Source organism: Flavobacterium sp. (genome assembly GCF_044360715.1).
GTDB lineage: Bacteria > Bacteroidota > Bacteroidia > Flavobacteriales > Flavobacteriaceae > Flavobacterium.
Genome location: NZ_JBIKJY010000025.1, coordinates 1 through 16184 on the forward strand (window position 1 = coordinate 1; position 16184 = coordinate 16184).

Below are 16184 nucleotides of genomic sequence, written 5' to 3' on the forward strand. Positions count from 1 at the left end.
ATGAACCAACCATATCATTCTCCAAAGCAAACCAAGTGTTCACTTCAATACCGTCTTTCAGATAGTAACTTCTCACAGCACCTTTAACTACAAAATAAGCAAAGTCGTGTCGTTGGTTTTCTTTAACAAGTACGTGCTTTTTGTCCAAGTTTAAAACTGACAAATGATTACATATTTCTGCAATTGTATTTTCGCTTAATTTTTGATTAGTAGAAAAATGGTCTATAAAGGTTTTGAATAAAATGTCCATTCTTAAATGTCTATTTGGGTCTTGATGTCTTTTAGTTTGTGGGGTCTGCTACCATTGCTTATAACTCATTTATATGCGATATAAAACTTCGTAAATACACTCATATTTGGATAGATATGCGAAGTTTTTTTCGCTTTTTTATTTAAATCAAATATAATAAATAATTCTCAATATTCTATTTAGTGTATTATTGAAAAAAAGTCGAAAGTCAAAAGTCGTTAAAAGGGTGTTGGAATTTGGAATTTAAAATTTGGAATTTAAAATTTGGAATTTAATATTTAGAATTTAAAATTTATTTACAACTTTTCTTGTAATGCTTTTATTTCATCTCTAAACTTGGCGGCTTGCATAAAGTCTAATTCTTTAGCGGCTTTTTCCATAAGTTTTCGTTTGTCCCTAATTTTCTTTTCAATTTCGGGTTTGCTTAGGTATTCGCTTTCGGGTTCTGCGGCTTTATACGCTTGGTTTTCGAAGTATTGTGTAGAAACAGAATTGGCACCAAACGCGTTTCCTAAACTTTTGTTTAACGATTGTGGCGTTTTGCCGTGTAACGTGTTGTAAGCCGTTTGTTTTTCACGTCGGTAAATGGTTTCATCTATGGTGTGTTGCATACTTGCCGTAATTTTGTCCGCATACATAATGGCTTTTCCGTTAATGTTTCTGGCGGCTCTTCCAACGGTTTGCGTTAACGAACGTTTGCTACGTAAAAAACCTTCTTTGTCCGCATCTAAAATCGCTACAAGCGATACTTCGGGTAAATCTAATCCTTCACGTAATAAGTTCACGCCAATTAGTACATCAAAAACGCCTTTTCGTAAGTCTTGCATAATTTCTACACGTTCCAAAGTATCTACATCCGAATGAATGTAACGGCATCGTATCGAAACTTTAGTCAAGTATTTAGCTAATTCTTCTGCCATACGTTTGGTTAACGTCGTAACTAAAACCCGCTCGTCGGCTTCACATCGCAATTGAATTTCTTCAATTAAATCATCTATTTGATTCGCACTTGGACGAATTTCAATAATCGGATCTAACAATCCTGTAGGACGAATAATTTGCTCAACATACACACCTTCCGATTTTTGCATTTCATAGTCGGCAGGCGTGGCAGAAACATATACTACTTGATTTTGTAGGGCTTCAAATTCTTCAAATTTTAATGGTCTGTTATCCATTGCGGCAGGCAAACGAAATCCGTATTCTACCAAGTTTTCTTTTCGGCTTCTGTCGCCACCATACATAGCGTGTACTTGCGATATGGTTACGTGACTTTCATCAATAACCATCAAGTAATCGTCTGGAAAATAGTCTAATAAACAGAAAGGGCGCGTACCCGGTTCCCGACCATCAAGGTAACGCGAATAATTTTCAATTCCAGAACAATAGCCCAATTCGCGAATCATTTCTAAATCGAAATTGGTGCGTTCTTCTAAGCGTTTGGCTTCTAAATGTTTGCCTATTTCTCGGAAATATTCGACTTGTTTTACCATATCTTGTTGGATTTCCCAAATGGCTTTTTGTAAGACATCTGGAGAAGTCACAAACATATTGGCAGGATAAATACTTAACGAATCGTATTTTTCTAATACCTGAGACGTTCGGGCATCAAAGGCTTCAATTTCTTCAATTTCATCACCAAAAAAGTGAATTCGAAACGGTTCGTCACCATAACTTGGAAATACTTCAACCGTATCGCCTTTGATACGAAAGGTTCCAGGCGTAAATTCCATTTCAGTACGAGCATATAAACTTTGCACCAATTGATGCAATAATTTGGTTCGAGAAATGGCTTGTCCGCTTTTTAAAGTAATTACATTTTTCTGAAATTCAACCGGATTTCCAATTCCATACAAGCAAGAAACAGATGAAATTACAATAATATCTCTCCGACCTGAAAGCAGGGCAGAGGTAGTGCTTAAACGAAGTTTTTCGAGTTCTTCGTTAATAGATAAGTCTTTTTCTATATAGGTTCCTGTTACCGGAATAAAGGCTTCGGGTTGATAATAATCGTAATACGAAACAAAATACTGCACCGAATTATTAGGAAAAAATTGCTTAAATTCCGAATACAATTGTGCCGCTAAAGTTTTGTTGTGTGCTAAAACTAAAGTAGGTTTCTGCACTTCTTGAACCACATTGGCTACCGTAAATGTTTTTCCTGAGCCCGTAACCCCTAATAAGGTTTGGAATTTTTCGCCATTTATAATGCCTTTAGCTAATTTTTCAATCGCTTGCGGCTGGTCGCCAGTGGGAACGTAATCGGATACTACTTGGAATTTCATTTTGGTGAAAAATATTGAAATGCGAAGTTAGAATTTTTTAACACGAATTACACGAATTTGCACAAATAAAAATGTAATTATTCTTGTAAAATTTATACACAACGTTTGTCATGCTGAAAGCATCTCTTTTAGTTGAATTGTAAAACTTTGTGTGAGACCCTTTCAGGGTGACAAATGTTGTGTGAAGTTTTTAGTTTCTGATTCCCATTTACTCCCAGTTTGTTATGCTGAAAGCATCTCTTTTAGTTGAATTGTAAAACTTTGTGTGAGACCCTTTCAGGGTGACAAATGTTGTGTGAAGTTTTTAGTTTCTGATTCCCATTTACTCCCAGTTTGTTATGCTGAAAGCATCTCTTTTAGTTGAATTGTAAAACTTTGCGTGAGACCCTTTCAGGGTGACAAACGTTGTGTGAAGTTTTTAGTTTCTAATTGCCATTTACCCCCAGTTTGTCATGCTGAAAGCATCTCTTTTAGTTGAATTGTAAAACTTTGTGTGAGACCCTTTCAGGGTGACAAATGTTGTGTGAAGTTTTTAGTTTCTGATTCCCATTTACTCCCAGTTTGTTATGCTGAAAGCATCTCTTTTAGTTGAATTGTAAAACTTTGTGTGAGACCCTTTCAGGGTGACAAACGTTGTGTGAAGTTTTTAGTTTCTAATTGCCATTTACTCCCAGTTTGTTATGCTGAAAGCATCTCTTTTAGTTGAATTGTAAAACTTTGCGTGAGACCCTTTCAGGGTGACAAATGTTGTGTGAAGTTTTTAGTTTCTAATTGCCATTTACTCCCAGTTTGTTATGCTGAAAGCATCTCTTTTAGTTGAATTGTAAAACTTTGTGTGAGACCCTTTCAGGGTGACAAATGTTGTGTGAAGTTTTTTAGTTTCTAATTGCCATTTACTCCCAGTTTGTCATGCTGAAAGCATCTCTTTTAGTTGAATTGTAAAACTTTGCGTGAGACCCTTTCAGGGTGACAAACGTTGTGTGAAGTTTTTATTTATAAATCGTAAATCAACTCAGTTTTTCCGCCAAATATTTCCCTGTCAACGATTTTTTATTTTTTGCGATTTCTTCTGGAGTTCCAAAAGCGACCAATTGCCCACCATTCTCACCACCTTCAGGGCCTATATCGATGATGTAATCAGCACATTTTATAAGTTCTAAATTGTGTTCAATTACGATTATAGAATGTCCTTTATCAAGTAGAGCATCAAATGATTTTAATAATTTTTTAATGTCGTGAAAATGCAAACCAGTTGTAGGTTCATCAAAAACAAACAGCATTTTTTCTTTAGTGGCTCCTTTTACTAAAAACGAGGCCAATTTAATACGTTGTGCTTCACCACCAGAAAGTGTAGAAGAAGATTGTCCCAATTGCACATATCCTAAACCTACATCTTTTAAAGGTTGTAATTTCTGTGTGATTTTGGTTTGCCCGTGCATTTCAAAAAACGCAACGGCTTCATCAATGGTCATTTTTAGTAAATCGTCGATGTTTTTGCCTTCGAAATTCACTTCCAACACTTCTTTTTTGAAGCGTTTTCCGTTACAGGTTTCGCATTCTAAATGCACATCGGCCATAAATTGCATTTCAATGGTTACTTCGCCATCGCCTTTACACGTTTCGCATCTTCCACCATCTACGTTAAAGGAGAAATGTTTGGCTTGGTAATTTCTTAACTTGGAAGTGGTTTGTTTGGCATATAATTCTCTAATATCATCGTAGGCTTTGATATACGTCACTGGATTGGAACGCGAACTTCTTCCAATAGGATTTTGGTCTACATATTCAATGTTTTTAAGGTGCGAATAACTGCCTTCTAAACTTGTAAATTGACCTGCTTTATCTCCAATTCCAGTTAGTTTTTTCTGTAAAGCGGGAAATAATATCTTTTTTACTAACGTACTTTTTCCACTACCAGAAACTCCTGTAATTACAGTTAAGCAATCTAAAGGAAAAGTGACATCAATATTTTTTAAGTTGTTTTCTCTGGCGCCAATAATATCAATATGATTTTTGAATTTTCTTCGAACTTTAGGCACTTCGATTTTTTCTTTTCCGTTTAAATATCTCGACGTTAAAGAATCTGATTTCAAAATTTCTTTATACGTGCCTTGCGCGACTAAATTACCACCCAAAGTTCCCGCTTCAGGACCAATATCAATAATCATATCGGCGGCTTTCATAATATCTTCGTCGTGCTCCACAATAATTACTGTGTTACCTAACTTTTTTAAGTTCAGTAATACTTCAATCAATTTTTCAGTGTCTTTTGGGTGTAAACCAATACTTGGCTCATCTAAAATATACATAGAACCCACTAACGAGCTTCCTAAAGAAGTAGCTAAATTAATTCGTTGCGATTCGCCACCAGAAAGAGATGCCGATTGTCTGTTTAAACTTAAATAATTTAATCCTACGTTATCTAAAAATGCCAGACGGTTTTTGATTTCTAAAAGTAATCGTTTCGCAACTTTTAAATCGTATTCTGATAATTCAATTGTATTAAAAAACGGAATTAATTTGATAATTGGCAAATCTACCAAGTCAGAAATTGTTTTACCTGCAACTTTAATATTGTTGGTTTCAGAACGTAATCTTTTTCCTTTACAATCGTGGCATTTTGTTTTCCCTCTGTAGCGCGAAAGCATCACACGATTTTGAATTTTATAATTATTCGCTTCTAAATCGGCAAAAAAGGCATTTAAACCTGTGAAATACTTATTCCCATTCCAAACAAGTGCTTTGTGTGCGTCTGATAATTCAAAATAAGGCTTATGGATAGGAAAATCAAAATGATGTGAATTGTTTACCAATTGATCTCGGTACCAACCCATACTTTCTCCTCGCCAAGGATAAATGGCATTTTCATATACAGAAAGCGCGGTGTTTGGCACAACAAGTTCTTCGTCAATACCAATCACACTTCCGTAGCCTTCGCAAGTAGGACAAGCACCATACGGATTGTTAAAACTAAATAAATGTATATTTGGTTCTAAAAAATCCAAACCATCTAATTGAAAATTAGAGTTAAAAATGATGCGATTTGATTTTTCGGGTTCTTGTAAATACAACTCGCCTTTTCCTTCATAAAATGCTATTTGTAAGGCATCAGCAATTCGGTTTAAGAATTCTTCATCTGATTGTACTACGATTCTGTCAATAACTAATAAAATTTCTTTGTTAGCCATTGTAGATTCGTCAATCATTTCTAATGTCGAAACAAAATCATCTAAACGTACCGTTTGATTGTCTACCAAAACACGTGCAAAACCTTGCTGTAATAACACATTCAGTTTGTCGTGTAATTTTCTGCCTTCTTCTAAATGAATAGGAGCAAGTAGGAGCCATTTCGAATCAATGTCTAATGATTGAATGTATTTTACTACATCAGAAACGGTATGTTTTTTAACTTCTTCACCTGAAATTGGCGAATACGTTCTCCCAATTCTGGCAAATAATAATTTTAAGTAATCGTATATTTCTGTTGATGTACCTACAGTTGAGCGCGCGTTTGTAGTATTTACTTTTTGTTCAATTGCAATGGCAGGCGCAATTCCTTTAATGTATTCTACTTTCGGTTTGTCTAATTTCCCTAAGAATTGACGTGCATAAGAAGATAAACTTTCTACGTAACGTCTTTGTCCTTCTGCATAGAGTGTATCAAAGGCTAAACTTGATTTTCCAGATCCAGAAAGTCCAGTAATCACAACCATTTGATTTCTTGGAATGGCGACATCAATATTTTTTAAATTGTGCAATTGTGCCCCTTTTATCAAGATAAATTTTTTGGGTTCTAAAGAAGAAAAATCGGATTGCATCATTGTGTTTTTTATGAGAATGGCAAAGATAATTAATTAAACATAAAAGTAGGCTTGAAATAAATCCAAATGAATATATTTTGTTGTTGTATAGTTTTTATATCATTAAGAATTGATTTGGTCTTTAACGATATCAATATATTTGTGATAATCAAAAAACAAATAGATTATGAAAAACAAATTACTACTTTTATTATCACTTATCGCTTTAAGTGGATTTTCGCAAAATGCACCCATAAACTTTGAAACATCAGGGAATGGTGCAACTTGGAATTGGATTACTTTTGAAAATGGCGCTAATGCACCACTTCAGATAGTTGCAAATCCGAGTGCATCTGGAATAAATACTTCGTCAACTGTTGCGAAATTAACAACATTAATTACAGGGGCAACTTTTGCAGGTGTAGAATCGGTACATCAATTATCTGTGCCGTCAGGACCGTCTGCATTTGGTACCTATACTATTACAGCAAGCAATTGTACAGTGAAAATTATGGTTTATAAAAGCGTGATTAGTGATGTAGGTATAAAATTTGTAAATGCCACAAATGGTTCAACTGGGGAAATTAAAAAGTCCAACTCAGTTATCAATCAGTGGGAAGAATTAATATTTGATTTTTCTTCAAAAATAGGAGAAACAAACGACCAAATTGTTATTTTTCCTGACTTCCAACCACGAACTACAGACAATATCTGTTATTTTGACAACATTACTTTCGGTCCAGAAATTGAAAAACCTAATTTACCTTTAGATTTTGAATCTTCAACAATTACTTACTCATTTTCTAATTTCGGAAATGCGGTTACTACTAAAATTCCTAATCCACAGAGTAACGGAATTAATACATCAAGTAATGTAGCTAAATTAATAAAAAATGTTGGTACAACATGGGCAGGTTCGTTTATTGAGTTGGCAAATGCTGTAGATTTTTCTGTAGTTAATTCAATTAAAATGAAAGTGTATTCACCATATGCAGGGAAAACGTTCAAACTTAAATTAGAAAATTTAACTAATGCTTCTGTTAATATAGAAGTTGATGCCGTAAATACAACTGCAAATGCCTGGGAAGAATTAACATTTGTATTTCCAAACGTAGTGAATGCAAATAATTATAAAAGAGTAGTAGTGTTTTGTAATTTTGGTGCTGTAGGTACTGGAGAAACCTATTATTTTGATGATATAAAATTAAATACAAATTTATCGTCTTCTACCTTCGATTTAGAATCAGTAAAATTATATCCGAATCCATGTACGGATTTACTAACGATACAAGTAGCCACACCTATTTTTGACTGTGTATTGTATAATTCTTTAGGACAAGTTGTTAATCGTTTTGATATTAATACTAACGAATATACTTTTAATTTATCGCATTTAGATGCTGGTATGTATTACATAAGTTTCATGGTTAATGATGAATTGTTTACTAAAAAGGTTATTAAGAAATAAATTTAAATCATATAGAAAAAACACGGCAAACTTTGTCGTGTTTTTTTTGTGTCTATTATCAAACTACTAATATATATTATTAATAATTTCATTATATGTAATTTATTGTAGTAATTATTGAGTAATTAGTATTTCTTCCGTCATTTGACGTTTTTTTGCTTTTTTACGTGAAAAAACAATGTATTTATTTCACGAAATCGTTGTAGGTTACCACAACATTAACTTATCATTATGTGAATTATCGTATGTGTAGTATTATCAATTAAATATACTAAATCTATATTTATCAGTATTTTATAAGCATTTACTACATTATTTCTTTGTAGAAAAGTAGTATAGTTTTTATATATATCAAAAAAAAACTATGAATTTAAATCTTATTTATATTTGATTAATCTTAAAACGTAAAAACAATGAAAAAAACATTACAATTCTTTTTAATTGGTATTTGTATTTTTACAAGTTATCAAAATGTGCAGGCACAAACTTCTGTGACTGTAAACGGTGCAGCAAACTGGTTAGGTTATGCTAATGTATTTCAAACTGATGGAACTACATGGGCTTTTGGAAGTTCATGGGCATTACCAGATTTAAAAACTACACTTACGGCTTCTACGAATACCTTAAAGTTACAACCTAATTTTAATGCCTATGCTAATGCAACTTCAGCTGCAGACCTTGCGTATTGGACAAATGGAGCAGGGTTAGGTAATAAAATATTTGAAGGTAATACCTATGTTGAAAATGCTAGTTTAGCGGGACAAATAGTTACCTTTACAGGAAATGTTACCAATCATAATTTAGCTTCAGGTTATACTGCTGTGGCTTTTATTAAAGGTTTAAATCCTGCAAATAATTATTCTACAGATTTTAGTGTAACATTACCGTTAACAACTACAGGTGCTTTTAGTTTAAGTACTGTTACAGCAATTCCAGCTGGCTTATTAGTACAATATGGTTTTACAGTAAAAGGATTAAACGGTAATCCAGCAAATGAAACTGCTTTAGGTAATGTAACTGTTGTAGGTACAACTCCTCCACCAACTCCAGTTAACGTAACTTTCAAAGTAGATATGACACAACAAACGGGATTTACTACGCCATATGTAAGTGGTACTTTTAATAACTGGTCTGGAGATGCTAACCCAATGACTGACGCTAATGCTGACGGAGTATGGGAAGCAACTATTGCTATTCTTCCAGGAACACATGAGTATAAATTTTCAAGAGACAATTGGGCTGGTTCTGAACAACTAGCATCTGGAACAAGTTGTACAATCACTTCAAATGGATTTACAAACAGAACTTTAGTAGTTGCAAATCAGAATTTAGTACAACCAACAGTATGTTGGGCATCTTGTGCTGCATGTACTACCACAAATCCTGTTACTGAACCAATGACTGCTGCGCCAACACCAACAATACCAGCAGCAAATGTAATTTCTATGTTTAGTAATGCTTACACAAATGTTCCTGTTGATACTTGGCAAACAACTTGGTCTTCAGGTGTATTAACAAACATTCAGATTCAAGGAAATGACACAAAAAAATATACAAATTTAGATTTTGTAGGAGTTGAAACTGTAACATCTCAAATTAACGCTACAAACATGCTTTTTTTACATGTTGATGCGTGGACGCCTAATATGACTACATTTAGAGTTAAATTAGTAGATTTTGGTGCAAATGCTGCTTTTGGAGGTGGTGATGATGTAAATCATGAATTAATTTTCACTCCAACTCTATCGGCTTGGAATAGCTACCATATTCCTTTATCTAATTTCACTAATTTAGTTACAAAAGGACATATTGCTCAATTAATATTTTCAGGACTACCTGTTGGTGCTGGAACTTTATTTGTAGATAACGTTTATTTTACAACTGCAGCATTATCAAACCAATCATTTGATATGGCTAAAATCAGTATGTTTCCAAATCCAACTTCAAATATGTTAACAATTACATCTGCAAATAAAATGGATGCAATAACTGTTTATAGTGTTGTAGGACAAGAAGTAATGAATGTAAACGTTAATGCTGATAACACAGTCTTGAATGTGTCAGGTTTACAAGATGGTATTTATTTAGTTAAAGTAATTTCTGAAGGAAAAGTAAGTACTTCAAAATTTATTAAACAATAATCATTTAGTTCAAATTAGAAAGCACGTTTCAATTGAAACGTGCTTTTTTTTGTAATATTTTCTTTTTCAAAATTTTATCAATACTTTTATAATCGTTAACCATATTTTTATTAAATGAAAGGCTTCCAAAAACCTATTTTTACTTTTTATCTTTTAGTAGTATTTTCTTTTGTAGGATATGCACAGCAATTGCCGCCAATAGTTAAATATCCTTCCAGTATTTATAACGCCGGAAATCAAAATTGGATGATTTCGCAAGACAAACACCAATTCTTATTTTTTGCAAATAACGATGGACTTTTGGAGTTTAACGGGACCAATTGGAATTTATATCCGTCCCCAAACGAAACCATTACGCGTTCAGTAAAAGTAGTTGGAGACAGAATTTATACAGGTTGTTATATGGAATTCGGTTATTGGGTGAGAGAAGCCAATAATAAACTAAAATACACCTCGTTATGTGATAAAATTAAAGCTAAAATTATTGACGATGAACAATTTTGGAACATTTTAAATTATGAACAATGGGTGATTTTTCAGTCATTAAATCAAATTTATATTTATGATACTAAAACGCAAAAATTTAGTATCATTCCATCAAGTAAAGGGATTTTAAAATCATTTCAAGTGGATAATTCCATTTATTTTCAAGTGGCGAATGATGGTTTATTTGAAATTGAAAATGGAAAGCAAAAATTAATTTCAAATCATCCTATTTTAAAGAACAATAAAATTGTAAATATCTTCGCAACTGATGATGGCTTATTATTACAAACGCAATATTCAGGCTTTTATAAGTTAATTGGGGGTAATGTTATTAAATTTACCACAGAAGTTGACTCCGAAATCGCATCAAGTAGTGTGTATAGTAGTCAGCAACTTTCAGATAAAGGTTTTGCGATAGGAACGGTGTCAAATGGAATTTTTGTAGTTTCTGCAGAAGGAAAAAAGAAATATCACATCACACAGAATAAAGGGTTAAGTAACAACACTGCATTGTCTTTGTTTGAAGATGTTGATAAAAATTTATGGATTGGATTAGATAATGGTATAAACTGCATCAATTTACAATCGCCAATAAAAAGTTTTTCTGACGATACGGGTATTTTAGGAACCGTTTATACTTCGTTACTTCATAATGGAAATTTATATATTGGAACCAACCAAGGATTGTTTTATAAAAATGTTTTAAGTGATGCTTCTTTCCAATTTATAAATGGAACGAAAGGACAAGTTTGGTCGATTTTTGCTCATAATGGTACTTTGTTTTGTGGACATGATTCAGGAACTTTTGTTGTAACTACTAATGTAGCTAAATTAATATTTTCAAATTCAGGAACTTGGAAATTTGAAACTGTTGCAAATGCACCAAACTTATTGCTTCAAGGAAATTATTACGGAATTTCCGTATTACAGAAAGTAGGGAATCAATGGCAATTTAAAAACAGAATCGAAGGTTTTGATTATTCTTCAAAATATTTTGAAGTTACATCCAATTTGGAAGTATATGTAAGTCACGAATACAAAGGTGTGTTTCGTTTTCAACTTGATCAATCTTTCACGACAGCTAAAAAAATATTTGCATATAATACGCCAACTAAAGGCAAGAATGCTAGTTTATCTCAGTTTAATTCAAATATATATTATGCAAATAAGGAAGGTATTTTTAAATTAAACAGTCAATCAAAGCGATTTGTAAAAGATAAAAATTTAAGCGCTGTTTTTGAAAAAGATGAATATACTTCAGGAAAATTAATTGTAGATAATTCTAATAAACTTTGGTTGTTTTCTAAAAATTACATTCATTATTTCACCTTAAGTAAGTTGAGTAGTCAATTAAAAGAAAATATTATTCCAATTCCTGCCTCGTTAACCAACTCCATGTTAGGTTATGAAAACATAACACAATTATCAAATGCAAATTATTTAATTGGTACTACCGATGGCTATTATATTATAAATTTAAATGATTTAAGTTTTAAAAATTATAGCGTTTCAATTGCGAATATTTCTGTAAACAAACTAGATGAAAAAATCGTAAATTATTCAATTAATGAAGATGGAGAGCTGGCATACGATGAAAACAATATAACATTTAATTATACCGTTCCGGAATACAATAAATACATTAACGCTGAATATCAATTTATTTTAGAAGGATTACAAGATCAATGGAGCGAATGGAGTGCGAAAACTAGTGCTAATTTTAAAAATTTACCTCCGGGAACTTATGTATTTAAAGTAAGAGCCAAAATAGCCAATTCTAAACCAGAAAATTTAGCTACCTATACGTTTACTATAAATAAACCATGGTATGCAACGAATTTATTAGTTTTTATTTATTTATTATTGGGAATTATAGGTGCCGTTTACATACATAAAACCTACAAGAAGTACTATAGAGAAAAAGAGCAAAAATTAATTGAAGAAAATAATTTACTATTAGAAATAGCGGCTTTAGAAAGTAATCAGCAAATCATGCGCTTGAAAAACGAACAATTATCCCAAGACGTAGATATTAAAAATAAAGAATTGGCGGTTTCTACTATGAGTTTAATTAAGAAGAACGAGCTCCTATCATTAATCAAAGAAGATTTAAAAAACAATACAGAAGAAGGCAGTAAAAGCATAAAATCTGTAATTACTACTATTACTAAAAATATTAGTGAAGAAGACACTTGGACAGTTTTTAAAGAAGCGTTTGACACGGCAGATAATAACTTCTTAAAGAAAGTAAAACAAGCCCATTCTTCATTAACGCCAAACGATTTAAGGTTATGTGCCTACTTGAGATTGAATTTATCTTCTAAAGAAATTGCACCACTTTTAAATATCTCAGTTCGAAGTGTAGAAATTAAAAGATATCGTTTGCGTAAAAAAATGGATTTACCTCATGAAAAAGGATTGGTTGAGTATATATTGTCTTTTTAGCACTACAACATTAAGTCTTTTTACCTATACAAAAACACTACAACAACGTTATCGTAATACAAAACACTGTGTAATATTAAAAAAATAAGACAAATTAAATATTTGTGAAACATAATAATTGCTAGCCTTTTATTGCGAATATCATAAAAAAAGTACATTTTTTTTAAATTGTATGTTTTTTGTAAAGGTTATAATTACACAAATATTATGATTAACCTATAATTTTACCAGTAACTAAACTAACAAATAAATTATACATTTATGAAATCTAAATTATGGCAATTTGCTTTTCTGTTATTTACAGCTATCGGTTTTTCACAATCGGTAACCGTATCTGGAAAAGTTTATGATTCTAGCACAAATACGCCATTGGGCGGTGCTACTGTTTTACTAAACAAAGCCGGTGTAGCCTCTTCTGCTGCAGATGGTAGTTTTACAGTTTCTAATGTAGCTGTAGGAAGTACACTTACATTTTCATTTTACGGATACAGTTCGCAAGAATTCGTAGTATCTAAAAATGAAACTATTACTATTTCTTTAAAACAAGATAATAAGGCAATTGAAGAAGTAGTAGTGGTGGGATATTCTTCAAAAAAGAGAAAAGATGTAACCGGAGCTATTTCTTATGTATCTAGCAAAACTATCGAACAATTAAAACCTATACAAGCGGCACAAGCACTTCAAGGTACTGTTTCAGGAGTTGTTGTAACAACTGGTTCTGGGGCACCAGGTTCTGGTTTAAATATTAGAATTAGAGGTATTTCTTCTAATACTAATAGTGAGCCAATGTATTTAATTGATGGATATCAAGGAGATATTAATTTATTGAATCCTTCTGATATAGAAAGCATTACGGTTCTTAAAGATGCACAAGCTTCGGTTTATGGAGCTAAAGGAGCAAATGGAGTGGTATTAGTTACTACAAAACAAGGAAAGAAAAATGCCAAAACAAAAGTATCTTATAATGCTTATTTTGGACAACAAGAAACGACTAGAAAGTTAAATCTTCTAAATGCTACTGAATATGCATTGCTTTTAAATGAAAGTTTTGCGAATGGCGGACAATCGATTCCTTATCCAAATGTATCAGGTTTAGGCTTAGGTACAAATTGGCAAAATGAAGTATTTGACAAAGCAAAAATTGTAAATCATGATTTTGCTGTTTCTGGTGGTTCAGAGAAAATGGTTTATACGTTTAGTGCTTCTAAAATTAAACAAGATGGTATTATCGGTTTAGATAAATCTGGATTTGATAGAAGTAACGCTAGATTTTCTTTTGGAGTAGATATAACAGATAAAGTTAATTTATCTACAAATTTATATTACACGGATTACAACAGACAAGGTTTAAATGAAAATGGTTTAGGTTCTGTATTATTTAATGCAATAAACACACCTTCTACACTTACACCTTACGATGCAAATGGTGATTATACATTAGTTCCAGCCACTGCGGGTTATGGTAATGAAGTAATTAACCCATTGGCTCAAATAGCAAATACGCACAACAGTTACAATCAAAAGAAAATTAATGGTAACTTTATTTTAACATACAAACCTATTAAGGATTTAAAAATTACTTCACGATATGGTTTTAACTCAGCTAATTCTGTTGGGAAATCATTTAGTAAGAAAATATCCTATGGTGGTACTAAAGTATTTAACGTAGATAGAAATAGTGTGTCTCAAAATGCAATTCGATTCAGTGATTATACATTTGATTTGTTTGCTGAATATGAAAAAGTTTTATTTGACAATCACAAATTAAAATTAACAACTGGAGGAACTTTATTTGAAGAAAAAAGCGAAGGATTATACGGGACTGGTTTTGATGTGCCATATAACTCTTGGGAATATGCAGATATCCAATTGGCTAACGGTACACCACCAGAAGGCGTAATTACATCGGGTTCTTATAAATCTTCACCATACAAACGTCCTTCTTTGTTTGCTACTTTAGATTATGATTTTAAAGAAAAATACCTTTTGTCATTTATTGTAAGACGTGATCAATCAAGTCGTTTTCCTACTAAAAACAGTGTAGCTGTTTTTAAATCAATCTTAGGAGGTTGGATTGTTTCTCAAGAAGACTTTTTCAAGAAAGACGGATTTGTTAACTTCTTAAAAATTAGAGGTAGTTATGGAACGTTAGGTAATGACGTTGCTGGTAATAACGACTTTAGATCCACGTTAGTAAATTCATCTTATGTATTAAATAATACTTTGACAAACGGTGTGGCAACAGGAAAAATCCCTAACACTAAAATTAAATGGGAAACAGATACTAAGCTAGATTTAGGTTTAGATGTAAGAATGTTGAATAACAAAATTGATATTACTGCGGATTATTTTAATGACAAAAGAACTGATTTATTAGTAGGAGGTGTGCCAATTTCGGGTATAAATGGTGGATATGCTCCAGGATCTGGATCTCCAACTGTAAATGCAGGTACGGTAGTGAATAAAGGTTTTGAGTTTTCATTGAATTACAAAAATGATTCGAATAAAATAAAATATAGTTTAGGTTTTAATGCCACAACTATTAATAACGAAGTTTTAGAAGTTAAAAATTCTACAGGATATATTGAATCAGGATCTTTCGGAATTGGACAATTGGCTCCAACAAGAATGGAAGTAGGACAACCAATGGGTGTTTTTTATGGTTTACAAGCGGATGGTATTTTTCAAAATCAAGCTGAAATTAATGCATATCCATCACAATCTGGTTTAGGTTCAGCAACTTCTCCTGGTGATATTCGTTATAAAGATATTAACGGCGATGGTGCTATCGATTTTAAAGATAGAACGTATATTGGAAAACCAATTGCAGATTTTACTTTAGGATTTAATGTAAATGTAAATTACAAAAACATTGATTTTGTTGCTTATGCTTATGCATCTGTTGGAAATGATTTAATTAGAAATTACGAAAGAACAGAAAACAGATTAAATAAATTAGATTATGTTTTAGACCGATGGACTGGTGAAGGTACAAGTAATACCGTGCCTAGAGTTACAACTGGAGCGACTAACAACAACTTATTTTCTAGTTATTTTGTAGAAGATGCTTCTTTCTTAAGAATTCAAAATGTTCAAATTGGATATACATTACCTTCTAAGGTTATAGCAAAATTAGGTATTTCAAAAGTACGATTCTATGCTGCTGCAAATAATGTGTTAACCTTCTCAAAATACAGAGGATTCGATCCAGCTGCTAATACAGGTAATCCTATATCTGGTGGAATTGATTATGGTTTTTATCCAACTCCAAGAACATATTCATTTGGATTTAATGTTAATTTTTAAAAT

General features: G+C 32.3%; 7 protein-coding genes. 4 read left to right on the forward strand and 3 right to left on the reverse strand.

What is annotated here, in order from left to right; translation table 11 throughout:
• The 3 genes from ACIQ16_RS08580 to uvrA form a co-directional block, all read right to left on the reverse strand.
• Positions 1 to 250 (reverse strand): Crp/Fnr family transcriptional regulator (locus ACIQ16_RS08580; protein WP_396150596.1); only part of this gene is annotated, 250 nt, incomplete at its 3' end.
• 296 nt (positions 251 to 546) lie between these two features.
• A complete protein-coding gene (gene uvrB / locus ACIQ16_RS08585) occupies positions 547 to 2535 on the reverse strand; it encodes an excinuclease ABC subunit UvrB (protein ID WP_396150598.1) in 1989 nt (662 codons plus the stop codon).
• Between the two features lie 1007 nt (positions 2536 to 3542).
• Positions 3543 to 6356, reverse strand: coding sequence for an excinuclease ABC subunit UvrA (uvrA, locus tag ACIQ16_RS08590; RefSeq protein ID WP_396150600.1), 2814 nt, complete (start codon positions 6354 to 6356; stop codon positions 3543 to 3545).
• A gap of 166 nt (positions 6357 to 6522) precedes the next feature.
• Between uvrA and ACIQ16_RS08595 the strand changes: the two genes are divergently transcribed.
• The 4 genes from ACIQ16_RS08595 to ACIQ16_RS08610 all read left to right on the forward strand — a co-directional run bounded on the left by ACIQ16_RS08595 (position 6523) and on the right by ACIQ16_RS08610 (position 16181).
• Positions 6523 to 7803, forward strand: a complete 1281-nt coding sequence (locus tag ACIQ16_RS08595; RefSeq protein ID WP_396150602.1) for a T9SS type A sorting domain-containing protein — start codon at positions 6523 to 6525, stop codon at positions 7801 to 7803.
• A 413-nt stretch (positions 7804 to 8216) separates the two neighbouring features.
• Positions 8217 to 9944 (forward strand): T9SS type A sorting domain-containing protein, encoded by a 1728-nt coding sequence (locus ACIQ16_RS08600; protein WP_396150604.1) that lies wholly within the window; start codon positions 8217 to 8219, stop codon positions 9942 to 9944.
• Positions 9945 to 10058: 114 nt separating this feature from the next.
• Positions 10059 to 12875 carry a triple tyrosine motif-containing protein gene (locus ACIQ16_RS08605; protein ID WP_396150606.1) on the forward strand — a complete coding sequence of 939 codons (2817 nt, stop codon included), beginning with the start codon at positions 10059 to 10061 and terminating at the stop codon, positions 12873 to 12875.
• A 261-nt stretch (positions 12876 to 13136) separates the two neighbouring features.
• Complete coding sequence (locus ACIQ16_RS08610) at positions 13137 to 16181, forward strand: SusC/RagA family TonB-linked outer membrane protein (protein WP_396150609.1); 3045 nt, start codon at positions 13137 to 13139, stop codon at positions 16179 to 16181.
• The last annotated feature ends 3 nt before the right edge of the window (positions 16182 to 16184 follow it).